Annotated in this window: 20 protein-coding genes and 1 pseudogene; 10 read left to right on the top strand and 11 right to left on the bottom strand. The window is 35.6% G+C overall.

Annotated elements, in window-relative coordinates; genetic code table 11:
- Position 1: 1 nt before the first annotated feature.
- A complete protein-coding gene (locus ACH3PA_RS08185) occupies positions 2 to 781 on the bottom strand; it encodes a hypothetical protein (RefSeq protein ID WP_416445323.1) in 780 nt (259 codons plus the stop codon).
- Between the two features lie 476 nt (positions 782 to 1,257).
- Here ACH3PA_RS08185 and ACH3PA_RS08180 point away from each other — a divergent pair, with 476 nt between their 5' ends.
- Both ACH3PA_RS08180 and ACH3PA_RS08175 read left to right on the top strand, forming a co-directional pair.
- Positions 1,258 to 3,030, top strand: a complete 1,773-nt coding sequence (locus ACH3PA_RS08180; RefSeq protein ID WP_416445325.1) for a tetratricopeptide repeat protein — start codon at positions 1,258 to 1,260, stop codon at positions 3,028 to 3,030.
- Positions 3,031 to 3,040: 10 nt separating this feature from the next.
- On the top strand, positions 3,041 to 3,787 hold the full coding sequence (locus ACH3PA_RS08175; RefSeq protein ID WP_416445327.1) for a LytR/AlgR family response regulator transcription factor: 747 nt from the start codon (positions 3,041 to 3,043) through the stop codon (positions 3,785 to 3,787).
- 9 nt (positions 3,788 to 3,796) lie between these two features.
- On the opposite strand, the gene ACH3PA_RS08170 is transcribed toward ACH3PA_RS08175, so the two are convergent.
- Together ACH3PA_RS08170 and ACH3PA_RS08165 are read right to left on the bottom strand one after the other, a co-directional pair.
- The gene (locus ACH3PA_RS08170; RefSeq protein ID WP_416445329.1) at positions 3,797 to 4,948 is read right to left on the bottom strand and encodes a T9SS type A sorting domain-containing protein; all 1,152 of its coding nucleotides are present in this window, start codon (positions 4,946 to 4,948) and stop codon (positions 3,797 to 3,799) included.
- Between the two features lie 223 nt (positions 4,949 to 5,171).
- Entirely contained in the window at positions 5,172 to 5,504 is a 333-nt protein-coding gene (locus tag ACH3PA_RS08165; protein WP_416445331.1) for a single-stranded DNA-binding protein, read from the bottom strand.
- Positions 5,505 to 6,145: 641 nt separating this feature from the next.
- On the opposite strand from ACH3PA_RS08165, the gene ACH3PA_RS08160 reads away from it, so the two are divergent.
- Positions 6,146 to 6,310 (top strand): hypothetical protein, encoded by a 165-nt coding sequence (locus ACH3PA_RS08160; RefSeq protein WP_416445333.1) that lies wholly within the window; start codon positions 6,146 to 6,148, stop codon positions 6,308 to 6,310.
- Positions 6,310 to 6,891, top strand: coding sequence for a GNAT family N-acetyltransferase (locus ACH3PA_RS08155; protein WP_416445335.1), 582 nt, complete (start codon positions 6,310 to 6,312; stop codon positions 6,889 to 6,891). The genes ACH3PA_RS08160 and ACH3PA_RS08155 overlap by 1 nt, the downstream gene beginning before the upstream one ends.
- Positions 6,892 to 7,170: 279 nt before the next feature.
- Here the strand turns inward: ACH3PA_RS08155 and ACH3PA_RS08150 are convergent.
- Positions 7,171 to 7,998 (bottom strand): annotated as a pseudogene (locus ACH3PA_RS08150) (KilA-N domain-containing protein); the annotation flags it as partial.
- A complete protein-coding gene (locus ACH3PA_RS08145) occupies positions 7,991 to 8,896 on the bottom strand; it encodes an IS1595 family transposase (RefSeq protein WP_416445337.1) in 906 nt (301 codons plus the stop codon). The pseudogene ACH3PA_RS08150 and the gene ACH3PA_RS08145, both read right to left, overlap by 8 nt.
- An 89-nt stretch (positions 8,897 to 8,985) precedes the next feature.
- On the opposite strand from ACH3PA_RS08145, the gene ACH3PA_RS08140 reads away from it, so the two are divergent.
- The 3 genes from ACH3PA_RS08140 (at position 8,986) to ACH3PA_RS08130 (ending at position 10,572) form a co-directional block, all read left to right on the top strand.
- Entirely contained in the window at positions 8,986 to 9,486 is a 501-nt protein-coding gene (locus ACH3PA_RS08140; RefSeq protein ID WP_416445339.1) for a hypothetical protein, read from the top strand.
- A gap of 99 nt (positions 9,487 to 9,585) precedes the next feature.
- Positions 9,586 to 10,107: a GNAT family N-acetyltransferase gene (locus ACH3PA_RS08135; RefSeq protein WP_416445341.1), complete on the top strand. Its 522-nt coding sequence runs from the start codon at positions 9,586 to 9,588 to the stop codon at positions 10,105 to 10,107.
- A 117-nt stretch (positions 10,108 to 10,224) separates the two neighbouring features.
- Positions 10,225 to 10,572 carry a hypothetical protein gene (locus tag ACH3PA_RS08130; protein ID WP_416445343.1) on the top strand — a complete coding sequence of 116 codons (348 nt, stop codon included), beginning with the start codon at positions 10,225 to 10,227 and terminating at the stop codon, positions 10,570 to 10,572.
- A 1-nt stretch (position 10,573) separates the two neighbouring features.
- Here ACH3PA_RS08130 and ACH3PA_RS08125 read toward each other — a convergent pair whose 3' ends face one another.
- On the bottom strand, positions 10,574 to 11,035 hold the full coding sequence (locus ACH3PA_RS08125; RefSeq protein ID WP_416445345.1) for a CBS domain-containing protein: 462 nt from the start codon (positions 11,033 to 11,035) through the stop codon (positions 10,574 to 10,576).
- Positions 11,036 to 11,170: 135 nt separating this feature from the next.
- On the opposite strand from ACH3PA_RS08125, the gene ACH3PA_RS08120 reads away from it, so the two are divergent.
- A complete protein-coding gene (locus ACH3PA_RS08120; RefSeq protein WP_416448502.1) occupies positions 11,171 to 13,492 on the top strand; it encodes a M20/M25/M40 family metallo-hydrolase in 2,322 nt (773 codons plus the stop codon).
- Positions 13,493 to 13,501: 9 nt separating this feature from the next.
- Complete coding sequence (locus ACH3PA_RS08115; RefSeq protein ID WP_416448501.1) at positions 13,502 to 14,305, top strand: NAD(P)H-binding protein; 804 nt, start codon at positions 13,502 to 13,504, stop codon at positions 14,303 to 14,305.
- Positions 14,306 to 14,408: 103 nt separating this feature from the next.
- Here the strand turns inward: ACH3PA_RS08115 and ACH3PA_RS08110 are convergent, their stop codons facing one another.
- Entirely contained in the window at positions 14,409 to 15,737 is a 1,329-nt protein-coding gene (locus tag ACH3PA_RS08110; RefSeq protein ID WP_416448500.1) for an aspartate kinase, read from the bottom strand.
- Positions 15,738 to 15,834: 97 nt separating this feature from the next.
- On the opposite strand from ACH3PA_RS08110, the gene ACH3PA_RS08105 reads away from it, so the two are divergent.
- Positions 15,835 to 16,479, top strand: a complete 645-nt coding sequence (locus tag ACH3PA_RS08105; RefSeq protein WP_416445353.1) for a hypothetical protein — start codon at positions 15,835 to 15,837, stop codon at positions 16,477 to 16,479.
- Between the two features lie 157 nt (positions 16,480 to 16,636).
- On the opposite strand, the gene ACH3PA_RS08100 is transcribed toward ACH3PA_RS08105, so the two are convergent.
- From ACH3PA_RS08100 to ACH3PA_RS08085, 4 genes are all read right to left on the bottom strand, one after another.
- Positions 16,637 to 18,697, bottom strand: coding sequence for a M13 family metallopeptidase (locus tag ACH3PA_RS08100; protein WP_416448499.1), 2,061 nt, complete (start codon positions 18,695 to 18,697; stop codon positions 16,637 to 16,639).
- A gap of 83 nt (positions 18,698 to 18,780) precedes the next feature.
- Positions 18,781 to 19,281 carry a nuclear transport factor 2 family protein gene (locus ACH3PA_RS08095; RefSeq protein ID WP_416445357.1) on the bottom strand — a complete coding sequence of 167 codons (501 nt, stop codon included), beginning with the start codon at positions 19,279 to 19,281 and terminating at the stop codon, positions 18,781 to 18,783.
- 16 nt (positions 19,282 to 19,297) lie between these two features.
- Complete coding sequence (locus tag ACH3PA_RS08090; protein WP_416445359.1) at positions 19,298 to 19,873, bottom strand: hypothetical protein; 576 nt, start codon at positions 19,871 to 19,873, stop codon at positions 19,298 to 19,300.
- Between the two features lie 74 nt (positions 19,874 to 19,947).
- On the bottom strand, positions 19,948 to 20,397 hold the full coding sequence (locus tag ACH3PA_RS08085) for a hypothetical protein (protein ID WP_416445361.1): 450 nt from the start codon (positions 20,395 to 20,397) through the stop codon (positions 19,948 to 19,950).
- Positions 20,398 to 20,562: the final 165 nt, after the last annotated feature.

The following is a 20,562-nucleotide window of genomic DNA, read 5'->3' as shown; positions in this document are numbered from 1 at the left end:
GCTAATTACCAGCAGTTTTTAAGGTCATGTCATTATCTGACACAGATTCTATACTATAACCTCCTGCTCCATTATTAGAAATATAATCTGCTATGTCATAAGAGGAAAGAGAATGTGCAATAAAAAAAGTAGCTGTTCCGTTGCTTATGTTTCTTTCCAGAATTTTGCCTTTACTTTCTAGTAAATCAGTGAGAATTTTAAACTTATCATAATCCGTATCTTTAAGTGTTATACGCGTTCCTTTATTTGTGCTAGAGGTTTCTGGTAAATCATTTGCTTCAGCAGCTGTAAATGCAGATGAATTATTAACCCCTGGTGATGCTGGTTCAGCACTAACCAATGTTAACTCTGCTTCAGGAGTGGACGATCCTGATGATGCTGGTGTTCCGTTCAAGGCCAAAATAATATTACCACTTTCTGTAAGAGATTCATTTAAAGCCTTTATCGCCCTGCCTACCTGCAAAGCTGCTTTAGCTTGTTGAAGAACTGTCATATGCTCTGCATCCTCGATAAGATTTCCTGCATCTTTAATTAAATTCTCGCCATTATCAGTTAGATATTGAACAATGTCTGCTTCATTTGAGGTTAATTTTTGTCCGTTATCAACTGCTACGCGCATAGATAAGATTTGCTCGTACATATTAAAACTTTTATCTACGAAAGAATCTACACTTGATACGCCCACTTTATTTTTTGGTCTCTTTATTTGTTTTTGAGAAAATGATGGAAATGCAATTAATAATGCTAAAATCAAGACTGAAATTTTAATTAGGTTTTTCATGGTGGTTAATTTTATGTTTATACTATTTAAATGACTTTTTTATTTTCTAAAATGACTTCTGCCTTTACCAGTAGTTAAAAAAATAGTCTCTTTAATATGGGCTTTAGATCATTTTCTCTTGGTTAATTCAGCATTCACAATCTGATTTCTTCCTCAGAAATGTATTTTCTTGTCTCTATTCCAGCTCTAATTTTGTGCATTATCATTCTTTATCGTGGAATATTATATTTGTTTAAGGGATCAAAAATGCTCCTATTGATTATTGTCCTCACTAGATGCAACTCTCATAAAATTTTTAGACAACAATTTTTATTTAAAAAATACAAGCATAACTAACTTATTTACATAACTTTACACATTCCCTCTAAGTTACTCTTGAAGATCCTCTATTCATAGGAGTAATTATTATCCGATACCATTTATTGAATATTCGTACGCAGAATGTCACAAAACGTTTGCGCTGTAAATATGTGTGTATGAAAAAACAGTTACTCGTATTTTCTTTGCTCGTTGTGGCAATAACTTTAGGTCAGAAAACACAGCTTGACTCTATTGAAAATTTGCTAAATACAACAAACATTGATACAATTAGGTTGAATCTTCTTTTGCGAAGTAGTGAGCTCACAAGCTTTGATGACCCCATACAGGCAATAAAAAAAGCCGAAGATGCTTATAAGCTGGCTAATAGGCTTAATTACAACTTATACAAAAGCAAAGCACTACTGGCTAAAGGCACTGCTTATTATCGCATGGATAATCTCTCGACTGCTTTAAGCTATTACCAAAAAGCTCTAGATATAGCTCTTAAGACGGGAAATACCTTACTTCAATCTCAGTTACTAAACAATATTGCCAATACCTATGCAGACTTGGGTAAATATGATGAGGCCATGGCCGGTTATAAAGATTATCTGGTTATGGCTCAAAAATCACATTCCGAAAAGGATCTAATTGTTAGCCACACAAACATTGGAATACTCTTAGTTGATAAAGACAGTATTGAAAAAGGGATTAGCCATCTGACCAAAGCTCTAGATCACGCTATAAAAATTGATAATGTCGCCTATATCGCCGCTATTAAAAACAATCTTGGTTTAGCTTTTAGAAGAAAATCTGATTTTGAAAAATCTAAAGAATATTATAATGCCGCTATTAAAATATCCAGAACCCAAAATCTTTCACACATTGAGGCTTCCGCATTAAACAGTCTGGCAAAAATAAGTCTAATAGAGCAAAATTTTGATGCTGTTAAAAACTACGCTAATCAAGCCCTCACTTTAGCAAAAGCTAGCAATGCAGTACAATGGCAAGCAGACTCCTGGGAGCTTTTAAGCAAAGTTTATGAGCTTCAAAAGGATAGTATGGCACTTAGAGCTTTCAAAAATTACATCCTCTTAAGAGATTCTATACTTAGCACAGATAAGCGCTTAGATTTTGCCCAAAATGAAATGAAGTACCAACTTGCAGCACAGCAACAGCTCAATGAAGAAATTATAAAGCGGCATACGCTTACTAATACAATAATAATAGCCGGCAGCTCGACACTTTTAGTTATGGCGGGTTTTGGTTATGTTTTATACAAAAAAAAACGAGATGCTCATGAAAAGCAAAAATTATCTGAATATAAGGCAATAGTTGCTGAAACAGAGCTAAAAGCCCTACGGGCACAAATGAATCCGCATTTTATATTTAACTCCCTCAACTCTATCCGTCATTACATAGCCACAAAAGACATCAGTACCGCAGATGAATATTTAGTAAAATTTGCCAAATTAACTAGAGCCATTTTAGAAAATTCAGAAAAAAAATGGATCTCTCTAAAAGAGGATCTCGAACTATTGAAGTTATATATGGAAACTGAGAAACTGCGACTTACAACCCCATTTACTTATGCTATTTATATAGATGTAGATATTAATGAAGAAAATACAATGGTGCCGCCTTTGATAATGCAGCCCTTTGTAGAAAATAGTATATGGCATGGTTTAGCTCCGCGAAAGGAAAAGGGTAAGATCACAATTAATATAAGAAAAGACGGAGAGTATCTATCAATTGTTATCGATGATAATGGTGTAGGTAGAAAAGGGGGAAAAGCGACATCAAAAAAGCGCTCAATGGGACTAAAAATCACTCAAAACAGGCTAAAAATCGTTAATAAACAGAAAAAACTTAATGGTAATCTCAAAATTACAGACAAAACCCAGGGTACACAGGTAAGTCTTAAACTTCCTTTAGAAATAAAGTTTTAAAAAATTGAATATGCAAAAAGCAATCATAGTAGATGATGAGATACTTGCTGCCAACATTTTAAAGAATATGTTGAAGCCTAATTCACAAATTGAGGTAATTGGCGTTTATCATAATATAGAAAGTGCCGCAATTGGGATTACAAAACTACAACCAGACCTTGTTTTACTAGATGTTGAATTAGGAGGTGAAACTGCTTTTGATCTTTTAGGCCAACTAAAACATATAAATTTTGATATTATTTTTACTACTGCATATGATAAGTACGCCATTAAGGCTTTCAAATTCAGCGCTATGGCTTATCTTACAAAACCAATTGATGCTCAGGAGCTAAACCTGGCACTGGAGCGATCATTAAATCATTTTACAGTAAAGGATATTTCTAACAAACTAAAATCAATTTTTAATACGATAGATTATAATTACCATCATCCCAAAAAGCTTGCAATTCCTACTACCGAAGGTATATCGTTAATAGAGGTCGATCATATAATAAGATGCCAGTCAGACTCAAACTATACTTACGTTTATATGGTCAATAATGAAAAACACCTTGTTACAAAACCATTAAAGGAAATAGAAGAACTCCTTTCAGATCAACATTTTTTTAGAATTCATCAATCACATCTAATAAACCTTGACTATGCTGTTAAATACTATAAAGGTAAGGGTGGTTATGTGAAAATGCGAGATGGCACTAACGTGGAAGTCGCTGTGCGCAGAAAGGAAGAATTAATTAAAAACCTTTTAGGTAGATGATTGAATCTTCTACTGCTTCACAAATCTCTTTGTAATAATTTTGGAGTTAGGTTTTTCAGCTTTCAGGAAGTAAATACCGCTGCTTAGATCAGAAATATCTATGCTGTTAAATCCTATAGTGCGTTTACTATTTGTCACTTCCTGACCATTAACATTCAAAATTTTGAGAGCAACTGCGTTAGTTTCAATTCCTGAAATATTTAACTGGTCTCTTGCAGGATTAGGATAGATCAAAATGTTATTTGCAAGAGGGATGTTCCCTGTCGATAAATTATTTCGATATGTAAATGTAATCCTTGCTGCATCTTCCCAGTTTTCATCTTCCCACGATTGTATGAGTAAAATGTGAAGCCAGCCCTCTTCCGTTTTTGTTCTGGTAGAAAGTGTCTCATTCTCCCAGCTGGAAGTTGCTTCATCCCAGGACTCATCAAGTTCTTCAACTATAAATTTTTCTGTATCGAGAGTTGCTGTATATCGCGAACTATTAACCCAACTATCTGCTATATAATTTTCGCTTAAAGTAGTTCTTATAGTTCCGGTATAGGTTATTGTATCCCTCCAGCTGGGATCCCAACTGGATGTCGTCTTATTTCTTTGATAATCTGTTGATGATGCTAAAACCCCAGAATTATAGGTGTAGTCTGTTTTGTATGCTAACACCCAATTACTGGTCGCTGCATCCCAATCTTCATCAATATTTTCAGATAAGAGTCCGCCGGAATAATTAAAAGTAGATCTGTCATCATTTACCCAGGCACCAGTTTGCCACATTTCAGTCACAATGAGAGCTATTTCACCGCCTGAAAATGTATATGTGTTGCGATATTCATTTTCCCAGGATGATGTTGTAGAATTCCACGTTTCTTCTAAGTCTCCGTGTAGAACACCAGAAGAATTGTAAGTAAAAGTTGTGCGAGAAGTATTTTTTAACGTGAAGGTTGTATAATCAAGCACCTTGATCAACTGCATCACAACTAAATTATTAGAATTGTAAGTAAAAGTGACTTCTCCTGATGTTATCCAGCCCATACCGGGAAAATTTACTTCTGTAATGTAACTCTCAATTGGGCGCTCTAGGAAATTAAAATCTTCTTCTTCCTGAGCAAAAGACCCACAGATAAATACGAATAGCGTAAGAACGAAAGTAAGTGTTTGTTTCATTTCTCAAATATTATAGGTTAAAATATCTGAAACAATGAAATAGGGAATTATAGAATACAGCAAATGAAGATTGCTAAAATCGTTTTAAAGGTAACTGTATTAAAAGTATAAAAAATAAGAATACTCTCTTGATTTTTATATCATAATTATCTTTAAATCAATATGATAAACAAACCTGAGGTTTCTTTTATTAAAACCTCAGGTCCTTGAATCTCATCTTGAATTACTTGCTTAAAAGTAATACTCCATCGCAAACTATTTCTGTTATGTAGCGCTTATCACCGTCTTTGGTTTCATAACTTCTCGAAGTAAGCTTACCTTCTAACGCAATTTCTTTGCCCTTGGTGGCATAGTTTTCTATCAGTTCTGCGGTTTTACCCCAGGCTACAACGTTGTGCCATTGTGTATCTGTAACACGTTCACCTTTATTATTTTTATAATTCTCATTTGTGGCAATATTAAATTTAGCCAACTTCCTCCCTGAATCGAGATTTAAAATTTCCGGATCATTTCCTAAATTACCAATCAACTGTACTTTGTTTCTCAGCGTGCTCATAATTTTGTTTTTAATGGTTAACAATTGATACTATCGATATTTGTAAATCGACAGGGCAAAGATGATAAAGCAGCAAATGGGAAGTCGGTTGATAAACAGTTACTTTCGTTTATAGTCGTTTACAAACGTTTATAATTAGTTCTGCATTCTTAAACCTGGTAACTATATATTATTTTACACTAAAAAGGAAAGTTTGCTTTCGCACTTAGGATTGTGCTATTTTTTTTGAGAAGCATTTACTTCAAGGTTTCGCTATACATCCTTGCGCTCTTGCGGACTATAAGTCAAAGTAAAACCTTCAATATAAAAGAACTTGTTGCACTAGTTAATACTCTTGTCGCTTTTAAGACAAGCCTTAAGCCCTAACTAACGGCCAAAACCGATGCTAATTAATGTTAAAGGTAAAGATTTAAATGGTATAATAGTTGTTTATAGAGATAATGTAACTTATATTGTTCTACTACGTCTAATAGATATATAAGTAAATAATTTTACAGTAATAGATAAATCTTATTGAAAAGCTTATTTAAATAATGTATAAATTAATGCTGTTATAGATAAAGGATATGGCGCAATAGATTATAATATAGTACTTTGTAATACATTTGCGGACATTTTTAAATCATATAATCAATTCAACTATGGCAAAGCCTATTAAAATAACTCCAGTTTTGAGAGGTAGAGACGCTATAAATTTCTACTCTCATATTGAAGAAAATAAAACTAAAAAAGTTAGCAAAGATTTTCTTTCCTCTGTTAAATTAGCCGCTGAAAAATTTCAACAAAGCCTTAAAAAAGGTAATTAGTGTTATTATCGGAATACCATTCTATTATAGTAAATCAAAATACTGAAATAAAAGATTTTCATTGTGATGATGAAAATCTTAAGAATTTTTTATTAAATAAAGCAAAAAACTATTCAGAGGAACTTCTTGCTAAAACCTATGTATTCGAGAATAACACCAACACAGTAGCGTATTTTAGTATATTTAATGATAATTTACGAGTTGAGGATACTGATTTTGCATCTAAAAGTAGTCTTAAAAGATTTGTTTCAAATCTAGTTTCGCATCCAAAGAGACATTTAGAATATTTTCCAGCTATTAAATTAGGTAGATTAGCTGTATCTACATCCCTAAGAGGGCAGGGATATGGAGAAGAAATCATTAAAATTTTAATAGGTTTAGCACTACAGCAAAACGATGTATGTGCCTGCAAAGTAATTACGGTGGATGCTTATGCAAATCCTAAGTCTCTTAATTTTTATGAAAAAATGGGGTTTGCCTACTTAACTGATAAAACTCAAGTTGAAGAAGGTGAGACTAAGCCAACCAAACCCATGTATTTAGATTTGACACCCTTTTTCAATGCAGATAAAATAAAATAACGCTTAGTCACCCTATTTTGGATTATAATTCAACCATTTCTCTAATTTTTAGTCAATCCTTTAAAACTCAAACACTTTCACTTTGAACTAAAAAGTTTTCAAAACGCTCTTGTGAAGTTATTTTTTTTCTTTTGGATTCCAAGCTAAACCCTTCTTTAATTTTTGATTAAATTCTGATAACGCCTGCTTATTCTTTTCTATAATAGGCTTAGATGTTAAATGCTCAAGCTCTTCACCAGACTTATTTTGAGCTTCTAAATAAGTTTTTTGACCTTCTTTTCTTACTGATTTTATTATATCTATATTTTTCAATTGATTTAATTGGTCTTTTGCTGTTCTGCACAAAACTTGAAACCTATGTTGTTTAGTCGTACCTAGCTTAATCATTTCCGAATTTAATGATTCAAGATTTGACATAACAGTTAGTTCATTAATGCTAGCAAAATCTCTTACATTTCTTTTATTTGCAGCATGCTCTGGGTTAACCCTTCTCCATTCTTTAGCTGTAAAACCAAACAATGCTACATTTAGTAGGTCTGCTTCATCTGCATACTCTAACCATTGCTTATCTTTTGGATATTTAGATTTAGGGATGATATGCTTCTGTACAGCATCTGTATGAATATGATAGTTAACTTTACTTAGAACTCTCTTAATATCCCATTCAAGGTTGTATTGATCTGTTTCAGATTTCTTAAGGCGTTGATATTCCTTTACAAGATAAAGCTTGAATATAGGACTAATCCAAGAGCCAAATTCAAAAGCAATGTCTCTGTGAGCATAAGTGCCACCATAACGTCCTGATTTAGAGAATATCCCTACAGCGTTTGTATTCTCCACCCATTCTTTCGGACTTAGTACAAAAGCGTTGGAGCCCGCGCTATTTCTAAAGTGGTCGAATTCGACCACTTTAAAATTAGGGTTATTCAGTTGCTCCCAGACTCCTAAATATTCAATTGTATTTTTTGTCCGTAACCAACTCTTGATAACATCAGCGGCTCTTGTATCATCCCCTTTTTCTTTAGCCATATCGGTTAAAGATATAAAGTCTTCTTTTTCATTTGATATAATAGAAACCTGTAAATCTTTTACTATAATCTTATCCATTAATCAAGTCTTTATAAGTTAAACGTCTTTCTGTATTAGCTAAAAGTAAATTAAATCTTGCAAATTCAGTTCCTTTACGAGTGTTGTATCTAAATACAAATTCATCAACGTACATCTGTAAATGCTTTTTAGAGGTGAAGTGATAGATACCAAAGATACCACGCTTAAGAAGTGACCAGAAGCCCTCTATTGTGTTTGTATGTACTCTACCTTTTACATATTCAAAACTACTATGCTTCACTACTTGATGATCGTAAACTCGCCCCATTCCTTTATAAGATACATATTCATCTGTATAAAGTTTAATGCCTTGCTTTACATTGTTGATTAATTCTCTTGAAAGAATTTCACTAGTTGTATTTTCTATTGCCTTAGCTTTCACTTTACCACCTCTTTCAACCATGCCAACAACAGGCGTTTTGTCGTCACTAGTACCTTGTGTTTTCTTATTAGCGTGACGGTTTTTATTTTTTCCACCTACAAAAGTTTCATCTGCTTCTACCTCGTTATCTAACTTTGTATCATTATCAATACCAAAGCAATTACGGATTCTTTGAAGCATAAACCATGCAGATTTTTGTGTTATATCTAAATCTCTGCCTAACTGTAAAGATGAAATACCTTTTTTATGAGAAGTAACTAACCAAATAGCTAAGAACCACTTTTGTAGTTCCATTTTTGTATTATCAAAAAGAGTATTTGTCTTAACGTTGAAGTATTTTCCAGTATTTTTACACTTGTATCGATTGCCTTTGCAATTGTAAACTTTAGAAGTAGAATCAAAAGGACTAACTACCTGCTCATTCCAACGTAATTGCTCTAAATGATCAATGCAAGATTGCTCGTCTGGAAAGGCTTTTATTAAGTCTAGTACTGATTTTACTTCTTTGTTAAACATGGTCTTATCCTTATTGCTTAATCAAAGATAAGACGTTTTTTACACTAAACCTAATTTATTGGTGTAATTTACTGCTAAATATATGATAAATGAAAGATGATTTAAAACCAATTGCTGAAAATATTATAGGCTTTTTGAAAGATCAATCTGATAGTAAATCAACCATAAATGAACTTGCAGTAGCAAATAGTGTTGACATAATGCTAATTAAAGTTATGGTGAGAAGCTTAAGGGATGATTATGAATTAGTCAGAACTAGCGGTACTGTAGTCTTATTAAGTAAAAAAGGTTATGAGTTTGTTTCGTTTAAGGAATTAGAAAAAAAAGAAATTCAAGAATCTCAAAACAAACTAATAGAATCAGAAATAAAAGGTTACGATCTCACTATTAAAAAATGGCAGAAAAAGACGTTTTGGTGGCTTTTCTGTTTTTCTTTATTTAGTTTCCTTTTGTCAGTATATAGTTTTATAAAACTCCAATCCATAACAAAAAGTAAAGAATCCACAGAGCTAAATGAAGCAAAAAAAGAACCGGAATTATCCAAACAGCATACTTCAACTTTAATCCAAAAATCGGTAGATTCTTTGTAGAATTCCAAGCTCTAAAAATATTAATAAAATCTCTCATTTAGTGTAAATACGTATATAGTTACCTTAAACCTTGGTAACTATATATAACTTAAAACTCAAATGAACCACTCCACACTTAAGCGAGCCACAATTGAAGACGCTAGCATTATTGCCTTATTGGGAAGAGTCACTTTTACTGAAACATTTGGTCATTTGTTTCCTGATAAAAGCGAACTTTTAGCCTATTATGACCGTACATTTTCGGTAGAGAAAATAGAAGCGAGTTTGCAGAAAAAGACTAATGTCTATTGGCTTGCTACTATAGACAGACTTCCTGTAGGGTATGCCAAGCTAAAGTTAGATTCATCTTCTAACTTCCTCAATTGTACGACAACCTGCCAACTGCAAAAAATTTATGTGCTGCGGGATTTTCTTTCCCAAAGAGTTGGTTTGTCTTTACAAAAGGAACTCCTCAATTATGCCCAAAATAATGGTTATCAAAATATCTGGCTTTCCGTTTTACAGAGCAATGAGCGCGCATTGTCTTTTTATATAAACAGCGGTTTTAATAAAATAGGAACTCACGAGTTTCAAATAGGCACACAAAATTTTCAGTTTAATGTGATGGCGAGAGATCTATAATATGTTATTAGTTAAAAAAATCGGCCTTAAAAGAGCTAAAATCGCCAAAAACCCATTAAAAATCAGGTGTTTTTAAAATTACTTATCTTTATTTCGCTTAAAGCGAAATAGTAAACTATGACAAAAACCTGCCCGGAATGCGGAGACAAAATTATAGGAAGAGCAGATAAAAAATTCTGTAGCGATGCGTGCCGCAACAGTTATAATAACCGCAAAAATAGCGACACTAAGAATCTCATGCGCAATGTCAATAACAAACTGCGTAAGAATTATAGAATTCTAGATAAACTAAACCCTGAAGACAAAACCAAAACGACTAAAAACAGACTGGTTCATGCGGGTTTTGACTTTAATTACTTCACAAGTATTTACACCACAAAAGCAGGCACAACCTACTATTTTGTGTACGATCAGGGATATTTGCCGCTGGAAGGCGATTTTTATGCGCTGGTTAAGCGCACTTAACTTATTTCCAGGTTTGCCCTTTTAATTGTAAAGCTGCCTTAAGAACATCTTTTTGACTTATCTGCCCCACAAGTTTCCCGTTTTCTACAATTGGGAAACGCCTGTGTTTTTTCTCAATAAATATTCTTGCCGCATCAAAAACATTCATATTCCCGTCTATGGTCTCAACATGGCAGTTCATATGCTTCTCTACAGTGGCATCTTCTACAGGCATGTTGTAATAACGACTGTCTGAGATCTGTTTTACACAATCACCCTCAGAGATCACTCCCAGCAGTTCATTTTTATCATTGACCACCGGCCCGCCAGATATTCTGTGCTTGATCAACTTTTCCATTACTTCCATAACCGTTTGTTCAGGACGAAAAGTAATCAGCTTAGTGGTCATATAATCAGACACGCGTATGTTAACCGTGTCTAATTGTACTTTTGAGCGTTTGCCCATAAAACTTTTAATCCCCATAATACTTGATTTTGATAGGTTTAAGTTACATATTTTTTTCGAAATCGTTTTCGCTTATTTTTACAACTGTGCTCATATTTTGGTCACTTGTGTATCACAAACCAACCAATTACCTTTAATACTTAATCGTCAAGCATGAGAAAAAGATATTCTGTAGCCCTTTCTTTCCTATTACTCGTTGGGATAATCTGTTATAGCTTTTACACCCATAAACCGCATTCTTATAGTCATGGCGATGTACCAGAAACCGCATTTTCAGCAGAGCGAGCGCTGGAGCAGCTAAAATATATTTCGGCACAGCAGCATTCTGTTGGGACTCCGGGGCATCAAAAAGTTCAGGATTATTTAGTCTCGGTTCTTGAAGGTATGGGCTTAGAGGTACAGTTAGAAGAAGGTTTTTCATACAAAGCAGGTTGGGGCGCTTTAAGTAAAGCGGTTAATATAATAACCCGTATCCCCGGCACAGATGGCAATAAAAGTCTTTTGTTAATGTCTCATTATGACAGCGCACCACACACAGCGTCTTATGGAGCAAGCGATGCTGGCAGCGGAGTTGTAACTGTGTTAGAAGCAGTACGCGCCTATCTGGCTACAGGTCAAAAACCTAAAAATGATATTATAATTCTCTTTACAGATGCAGAAGAATTAGGTCTTAACGGCGCTTCTGTATTTACAAATAAACATCCCTGGGCTAAGAATGTAGGTCTGGCTCTTAATTTTGAAGCACGCGGTAGCGGCGGGCCGTCTAACATGATTGTTGAGACTAATGGCGGGAACAGTGCACTTATAAAAGCTTTCGCGAAAGCAAATCCTGAATATCCTTTTGCAAACTCATTGTACTACAGCATTTACAAGATCCTGCCTAATGATACTGACTCTACAGTTTTACGGAAGGATGGTGACATAGACAGTTTTTTCTTTGCATTTATAGGTGATCACTTTGACTATCACACTGCACTCGACACTTATGAAAGGTTAGATCGCACCTCTCTGGAGCACCAGGCAAGTTATCTCGTGCCGCTATTGAATTATTTTTCTAACGCAGACCTCAACCTTAAGAGTACAGAAGATTATGTGTATTTAAATATGCCTGTGGTTAAAATGGTGTATTATCCTTTTAGCCTGATCTGGCCCATGCTCATTGTCGCTATTCTTGCATTTTTTGCACTCATATTTTATGGAATTAAAAAGAAGAAATTCACGTTTAAAACTATAGGCAGAGGCTTTTTGCCATTTTTACTTTCATTAATTACAGGTTGCCTTGTAACCTTTTTTGGATGGAAACTTATCCTCTTAGCCTACCCCGCCTATGCAGATATTTTACAGGGTTTTACTTACAACGGTTATGAATATATCGCTGCTTTTAGTAGTCTTACACTAGCTATCACATTTTTCTTTTACCACAAATTCTATAAACCTTACCATGCAGCAAGCTTAAGTATCGCACCTCTTTTCTTCTGGCTGATTATTTCAACATTAGTGGCGTTAAATTTACCCGGTGCCAGCTTTTTTATAATTCCGGTGTATTTTGGTATACTCGCTGTTTTTCTAATAATAAGTACACGTAAACCCAATCTCCTTGCTCTTTGCCTGTTGTGTGCTCCGGCTATTTTTATTCTCGCGCATGATATACGTGATTTTCCGGTTGGGCTGGGCCTTAAAATGTTGACCGCAAGCGCCGCATTTGCAGTTCTCCTTTTTGGGCTATTACTTCCACTTCTGGGTTTTTATCACAACAAAGGGAAGTTTGCATTTCTGTTTTTAATAATAAGTATCATCTTTTTTGTTTCGGCTCACTTTAAATCTGATTTTACGCCAGAGCGAAAATTCCCCACCAGCATCAATTATGTATATGATGTTGACACGAAAGAAACCTACTGGGCGACATATAACAAACAACCAGATGAATGGATCTCTACAATTATGGGTAACAACGCCGAAGCGACAGATCCTGAAAACAATGAAGCTTCTGGTAAATACAACAGTTTTTTTACAAGAACGTCACCTGCGCCCAGAAAACCGGTAGCTCCGTCTAGTATTTATACTTCCAGAGATACCGTGATAAACGGGATGAGAGAGATCAATTTTGCTATTTACCCCCAGCGAGAGATCAATGATATGTTACTATCTAACGCTGCGGGAACTCCTTTTCAACATCTCGAATTTAATGGCCAACTGGTTCAAAAAGATGATAACGAGCCCTACATAATGTCTGGCAGAACAAGTAGTAGGTTTTTAAGTTATCGAGTTACAGATCGTGAACCACTGCAGATCAAACTTACTGTTCCAGATACTACAGATCTTAGTTTTACAGTTTATGATTTTAGCTATGACTTATTAGATAACGCTGACTATAACCTGCCGCCAAGACCAGAAAATACCATGCCTATGCCATTTATCTATACAGACGCTATTATTACACGGCAAGAAGTTAATTTTGCCAGTTCTAAACGCTAAAAGTAAAGCATGAGCAATATCGCAATAGCAGGAATGGGCTGGCTGGGTAAACCTCTGGCTGTTGCCCTGCAACAAAAAGGTCACAATATAAAGGGATCTTCTACAAATAAGAAAAAGTTGAAAATGCTTAATGAAGCTGGTTTGCCCAGTTTCTATTTTTTGCTCACCGAAGACGGATTATCAGGTGAAATTACCGGATTTTTAAGTGCTGTTGATATTCTTATCGTTTTGATTCCGCCGGGATTACGTCATAATTCGGGTCACAATCATGCTCTAAAAATGCTCCATTTTGTAAACGAAATTGAAAGAGCAGGGATTAAACGAGTAATTCTGGTAAGCAGCACCGGCGTATATGACGATGCACAGGGTCACGTGACGGAAGTAGATCTACCAGAACCAACACTCAACAACGGCAAACAACTTCTGGAAACCGAACTTATGTTCTCAAATTCTGAAGCTTTTAAAGCCACTATTCTCCGTTTTGGTGGTTTATTTGGCGGAAGCCGAAATCCAGTAAAATACCTTGCCGGTCGCACAGGTTTAAGTAATGGTGAAGCGGCGGTTAATCTGATACATAGGATTGATTGTATTGCGATAATCAATGAGATTATAAAACAAGACGCCTTTGGCCACATATTTAATGCAGTGGCGCCAGAACATCCCAAAAAATCGGACTATTATCATCAAAAAGCGGTAGAAATGGGCATAAAACCTCCCGAATATAGCACTGATAATGAAGAGGAAATTTACAAAAGAGTAGATTCTGTAAATTTAAAAGAGATACTGAATTATGAGTTTAAGGTCAAAATTTAAACTTAGGTCTAATTATAAAAGAAAGATCCGGACAATTGCCCGGATCTTTTGTTTCTTCCAGAAGGTACGCAGGAAGAAGGCTAACACTAATTTAACAAAGAGTCTAAACCAAAGCTCCCTCTAGTCTAAAGAGTTGAGCGTTTAGATATTGTAAGGTCTTTACCTTTTCCTTAGTAGGTACGAGCAAAGAAATATTGTTGTTGCTTCCGCCATAAGAGATCATTCTAACTGGCAGTTTGTCTAAAAGACTAAAAGCTTTATAAGACTCGTGATCTTCAATAAGATTCTCGCCAACGATACAAATAATGCTGTGCTCCTGCTCTACTGTGATTTCTGCAATTACAGAAAGTTCTGTTACTATAGCTTTTAAATTGCGATTATCATCAATGGTAAGCGAGATAGCAACTTCAGAAGTGGTGATCATATCAATAGAAGTCTCATAACGATCAAAGACCTCAAAAATGGTTTTTAAAAAGCCGTGCGCACCTAGCATACGGTTAGAACGTATGCGTATCGCTGTAATACCATCTTTAGCAGATATGGCCTTTAAACCGCGATTATGATGCTCATTAGAAATCTTTGTTCCCGCTGCCTGTGGCTCAAAAGTGTTTTTAAGCCAAACCGGAATATCTTTATCTATTACAGGGGCCACTGTTTGTGGATGTAAGATTTTTGCACCAAAATAAGCAAGCTCTGCAGCCTCGTTATAAGTTAAATGCTCAATAGGTCTGGTTTCCTGTACAAAACGGGGATCATTATTGTGAAGACCGTCAATATCTGTCCAGATCTGCACTTCTCCCGCCCCTACAGCTGCACCTATAATTGTTGCAGAAAAATCACTTCCTCCGCGTTTTAGGGTTTCTATATTTCCCTTGTCGTCAAGACAGACAAAGCCCTGTGTGATATATAATGCAGATGGCTTTCTATTTAAAACAGGCTTAAGCCTGGCTCCTACGGCATTCACGTCTGGGTTTTCTACAGAACCCACATACATAAATTCTTTCGCGTCAAGCAACACATTTTCTATCTGCTGTTGATCAAGATATTTAGAGAACAGATAAGTAAGCATAGTCTCACCATAAGTGACGATCTCTGCATACAACGATGGTCTTATATCCCCCAGCGCCAACTCTCTAAGATCAGCAAGATATTGGTCTATTTGCACCATCGCTTCACTCGCGCTTTGCGAATTTGTAAACAAACTATCTATTGCTTCAAAATGCTTAACCTTTATTGCCTGTAAAGCTTCAGAGATTTCTGCGTCGTTCCCGTCAACACTTGCTTTATGTAGATTAACTAATAGGTTAGTCACGCCAGACATTGCAGAAAGAACGATTATTTTTTTTTCTTCACTCTGCGAGATTATCTCTACTACCTTGCGGATGTTAGCCGCATTTCCTACTGATGTACCACCAAATTTTAATACGTTCATAAACTTAATTTTGCTGCATAATTAATACGAAACCAACGATGTATAAAATAATTCTAAAAAATTATATAGATTTGCACAAATTGTTAAATATATAACATTGAAGACGATAACTTCCTGTGTAGAAACGCTTATAAAGCATCAACCTTTTATTGAGGATGCGCTTACGCGAAATATTATAAACTTTAGTGCCCTCGCCGAAGATTTTAAACCGCAAATAGAACAGGAATTAGGAAAAACAGTGAATTCTGGTTCTATAGTTATGGCGCTGCGACGCTACTTTCCGCAACGGCGATTAAATGCCAAAATGGTGCGCGAACTGGGCGATATTGTAGTGCGCTCTGGCATTACAGATTTTACATTTCTAAATTCAGCTAGTATTTTAGACAGTCAGCTGCAATTGCTTGAGCAGGTAAAAAATATACCAAAAGCTTATTTTACGTATTCTAGTAACTTTCACGAAAGTAATATCCTGGTATCAAATGATCTCACCCAGATCGTTGAGGAATGTTTCACTAAAGAAACTTGTATCACTATAAAAAAGGATCTTGCTTCAATCTCTATTGCATTACCCGAGAATAACTCTAAAACAGTAGGTCTCTATTTCTATATTTTTAAACTGCTTGCCTATGACGGCATTCCCATTTTTGAAGCTATTTCTACCTCTAACTACTTCACGCTATTCTTAGAAAAAGAATATGTGAATCAGGCTTTTGCTCTCGTAAACGAAATGAAAGCGCAATAAAAAGAGGTTGTTTAAAAAACTTTAAAACCCCGTCATTCCGAATTTCTTTCGGAATCTCATAATGCTTTATCAGCAATTATGATGAGAATCTGAAACAAGTTCAGATTGACGAAGAATGTTCTTTAAACAACCTCTACTTTAGAACACTAAGAACTAATTACCAGATGCGCACGCGCTTATCTTCTGGTAAGTACATTTTATCACCTTCTTGTATACCAAAGGCTTCATAAAATGCATCTACATTCTGCAATGGCACATACGCTCTGTACATACCCGGAGAATGAGGATCTGTCTTGATACGAGTACGCAATGCATCGTCTCTCATTTTTGTTCTCCAGATGGTTGCCCATGAGATAAAGAAACGTTGCTCTGGTGTAAAGCCGTCAATGTCTTCAGGTCTTCCGTTTTCAGCATAGAATTTTTGCAATCCGTCATAAGCAGCGAGAACTCCACCTAAGTCACCTATGTTTTCACCTAAAGTGAATTTACCATTGATGTAAAGGCTGTCTGCAACTTCAATATTGCTGTATTCATCTGCAAGTGCATTTGCACGAGTTGTAAATGACTCAAGATCCTGAGGCGTCCACCAGTTTTTAAGATTTCCATCTGCGTCAAAACGAGCACCACTATCGTCAAAAGCATGAGAGATCTCATGACCTATAACAGCACCTATACCACCATAATTAACAGCTTCGTCTGCCTGATAGTTATAAAAAGGAGGTTGTAAAATTGCCGCTGGAAATACGATCTCATTAAAAGTAGGATTAAAGTATGCATTCACAGTTTGTGGTGACATACCCCATTTTGTTTTATCTACCGGCTCATCAAAATCCTTAAGATTATCTGCCTGTGCCCATTCACTTGCAGCCTGCATATTTTCATAGAACGTATTGTCTTTGTTAACAGCAAGGTCTGCGTAATCTTCCCACTTGTCTGGATAACCTATTTTAACCGTGAATTTGTCTAACTTTTCGATAGCTTTAGTTTTTGTACTATCGCTCATCCATTCGAGATTATTAATACGATCTCTGTAAGCGTCAATGATATTTGCGATCATTTTTTCTGCTTTCGCTTTAGCTTCCGGCGGAAATTTCTCATCTACATAAAGCTTGCCCACAGCTTCTCCTAAAACAGCATCTACAGTTTGTAAAGCACGCTCATCTGCCGGCTTTTGTTTTTGCACTCCATTTAGAGTTTTGCTATAAAAATCCCAGTTAGCTTTCTCCATATCTACAGTAAGATAATCTGAAGATCTGTTTAAAGTAGACCAGCGTACTAATGTTTTAAGATCGTCTATAGTTGTTCTTGTTAAAGTACTTTGTAACGCTTTCATATATGCAGGCTGCATTACAATGACAGTATCAACATCTTTTTTAACACCAATATCTGAGATCATTTTCTTCCAGTCGATAGCAGAAACCATTGCTTGTAACTCTGCAATAGATTTTGGGTTATTAAAGTTACGTGCATCTCTGCTTTGTACTTTATCAAGTCTTGGCTCTGCAAGTTGCGTTTCAAGCTTAAGAACAAGTTCTGCCTGCTTACGTGCAGCTGCCTCATCATCTCCTAAAAACTGAAGCATACGAGTAATATAGTCAACATATTGACCTCGTATTTCTTTCGCTTTAGCATCCTGATCTAGATAGTAATCACGATCTGGCAGACCTAAGCCACCGGGTGTGATATAACCAGCGTTAATGGTACTTTTGCTAAAATTAGGGAACACTCTAAAACCAACAAAAGGAGCATTTATTGCGATATTTGTAGCAAGAACCGTTTGCAGATCTTCAAGGTTTTTTATTCCGCTTATTGCATCAAGTGCAGGCTGTAAAGGTTTTATACCTGCATTATTGCGCGCAACAGTATCCAGCTCAGACTCGTAAATAGACAATGCTTTTGCCTGGTCTGTACCTTCTGCATACTCGCCGGTTTCTTTGGCATTGTTAATAATACTCAACACGTCATTGCGCGTGTTTTTACGTAAAACACCAAAACCACCCCAGGTAGATTCCTCTTCAGGAATTTCTGTGGTTTTCATCCAGTTACCATTTACGTAAGCGTAAAAATCATCTTTAGGGTTTATCGTTGTGTCCATATTCTCAACAACAAGACCCGGCTGTTTGTCTTCACTTGCCATTTCATGCTTCTCCTCTTTACAAGAAGTAAAGATTAGACCTCCGGCAGCTAGCAAAAGCAGCGGTTTCATTTTAATATTCATTGTTTATTACATGTTTTAAATTAATGTGAATAAGTTCTATTTCTAAGCAAAACGTTACAGGATATACTTAAAATAATTATAGGTTAGTTTTGCAGAATTTTTGAAGTAAGAAGGCTGTCATGCTCCTTTTTTAATGCGGTGACCTGATCTACGTCGTCGTTAGGAATAGCTATTGATAACACATAATGCCTGATCTTCCAGCTACTGCCAACTTTGACAAGCACACCTGAGCCTCTGCAAATTCCCATTTGGGTATTTAGCAATTCATCAAACCAAGCGATTTTTTGTGAAGGACCTATAAAAATATTGCGCTCAATGGCCGTAAAACTCCATGCTTTGCCCTTGTCAAAGTAAGGTTTCGCGAAAGCTTTAAATTCTTCTACATTCCAATTCTCTGTAGCGTCTGTACCTATAAAAATGGCATCATCTGTCATCAAATTAAAATAAGCATCAAAATCTGCATCTGCGGCAGCTTTATGCCAGGCGTTTAATTGTGAATCTATCGTTTGTTTGTTTTGATCTGTTTGCGCTAGTAGCGAAAAACCTGCCAAAAACAGTATAAAAACGCTCTTTTTAAATGCCATTTTGTAATCCTTTTATTTAGTTAACGATTTGCTGTTTAACAGAATCGATCTGCAAAGATTTACGTAATTCTATATTCTCTGTGTCAAATTCATTGAGAATATCATCTATTGATTTTTGAAACTTCATATTTATTTGCAATTTCAGATCCTGAAAGGCATTGTAGAATTCTGTCGCCTCCTGGTTAACTTCTGCAGTATCTATATCTCGCTTTTCCACCTTTTGCTTAAGAGTATGTGCTTTAGTATTGAGCACGGTAAGGCGTGATTCTATAGACTTATCCTGAAGACTATCTGGCTTTTGCCGCTGTATCTCTTCTGTTGCGACAACCCATTGATCAATCTCTGTTTTCACACTCCCAATAGCGGAATTGTCTAAATCTCGTAAAGCCTGCTCAAGAACCTCATAACCCTTCCAGGATGCGGTGGCAGCAGCTGCATCTTGTGAAAGTTTTATATTGATTAAAACACTATCTCTAAATTTTACGGGAAGCTCTTCTATTTGTGTATTCTCCTGTTGTTGTTCCTGCTTTTCCTGACAGCTTAAAATGCCCAGTAAAATGCAGAAAAGCAGAACGGTTAAACTCTTATTCATGGTATACTTTAAGAAATCAAAAGTACGTGAAAAGGTATTAATTAAAAAAGCTCCCGTTTCAGGAGCTTTTTTATCTACATATGCTTTATTACAGCGTGATTAATTTCTTTATTGAGATCATCAAATGCCTCTATAATCTCTCTTAAATGCCTGTCAACAACACGCTCATGCATTTCTTCTTCATCGATCTCTTTATAAAATCGTTCTACTTTTTCATTAATGCGCGCAATCTGGGCAATCACATTCTTAGTGCGCAGTTCTTTGGGTATCTGCTTAGACATTGCGCTAACATTGCGCACCATTCTTTCCTGCAGACTTATAGAATTAAGAGCGTTTGTATTGCTTATTGTACGTATATTTTGTTCTAGTGCACGGTATGCAGACCATTGTTCTACTTTAGCCTGAGCAGGATCTACAAGCGGTTGCACTTTAGTTGCAAGTTGTAGATTTTTAATTCCTTCTTCGGGGTTGTTACAGCTTATAAAAAATGCTGAGAATAGCGCACAAATAATTATCTTCTTCATGTAATTTGCAATTGTCTTACAAAATTACAGCTACGTACTTGATGCAGAAAAACTTACAGACTAAATCTCTCCTAAAGTTTTTTCAGGATTTAACAGTTAATTTCGAAAAACGCCTCATTTTCCTCAAAAATCGTCCTTTTTAGTTTAAAAATCAGAAAAATCTAT

This window comes from Leeuwenhoekiella sp. A2, assembly GCF_047946655.1.
In the GTDB taxonomy this organism is placed as follows: Bacteria; Bacteroidota; Bacteroidia; order Flavobacteriales; family Flavobacteriaceae; genus Leeuwenhoekiella.
Note: the sequence above shows the minus strand (reverse complement) of the source record. Positions and strands in the feature narration are given on the sequence as shown.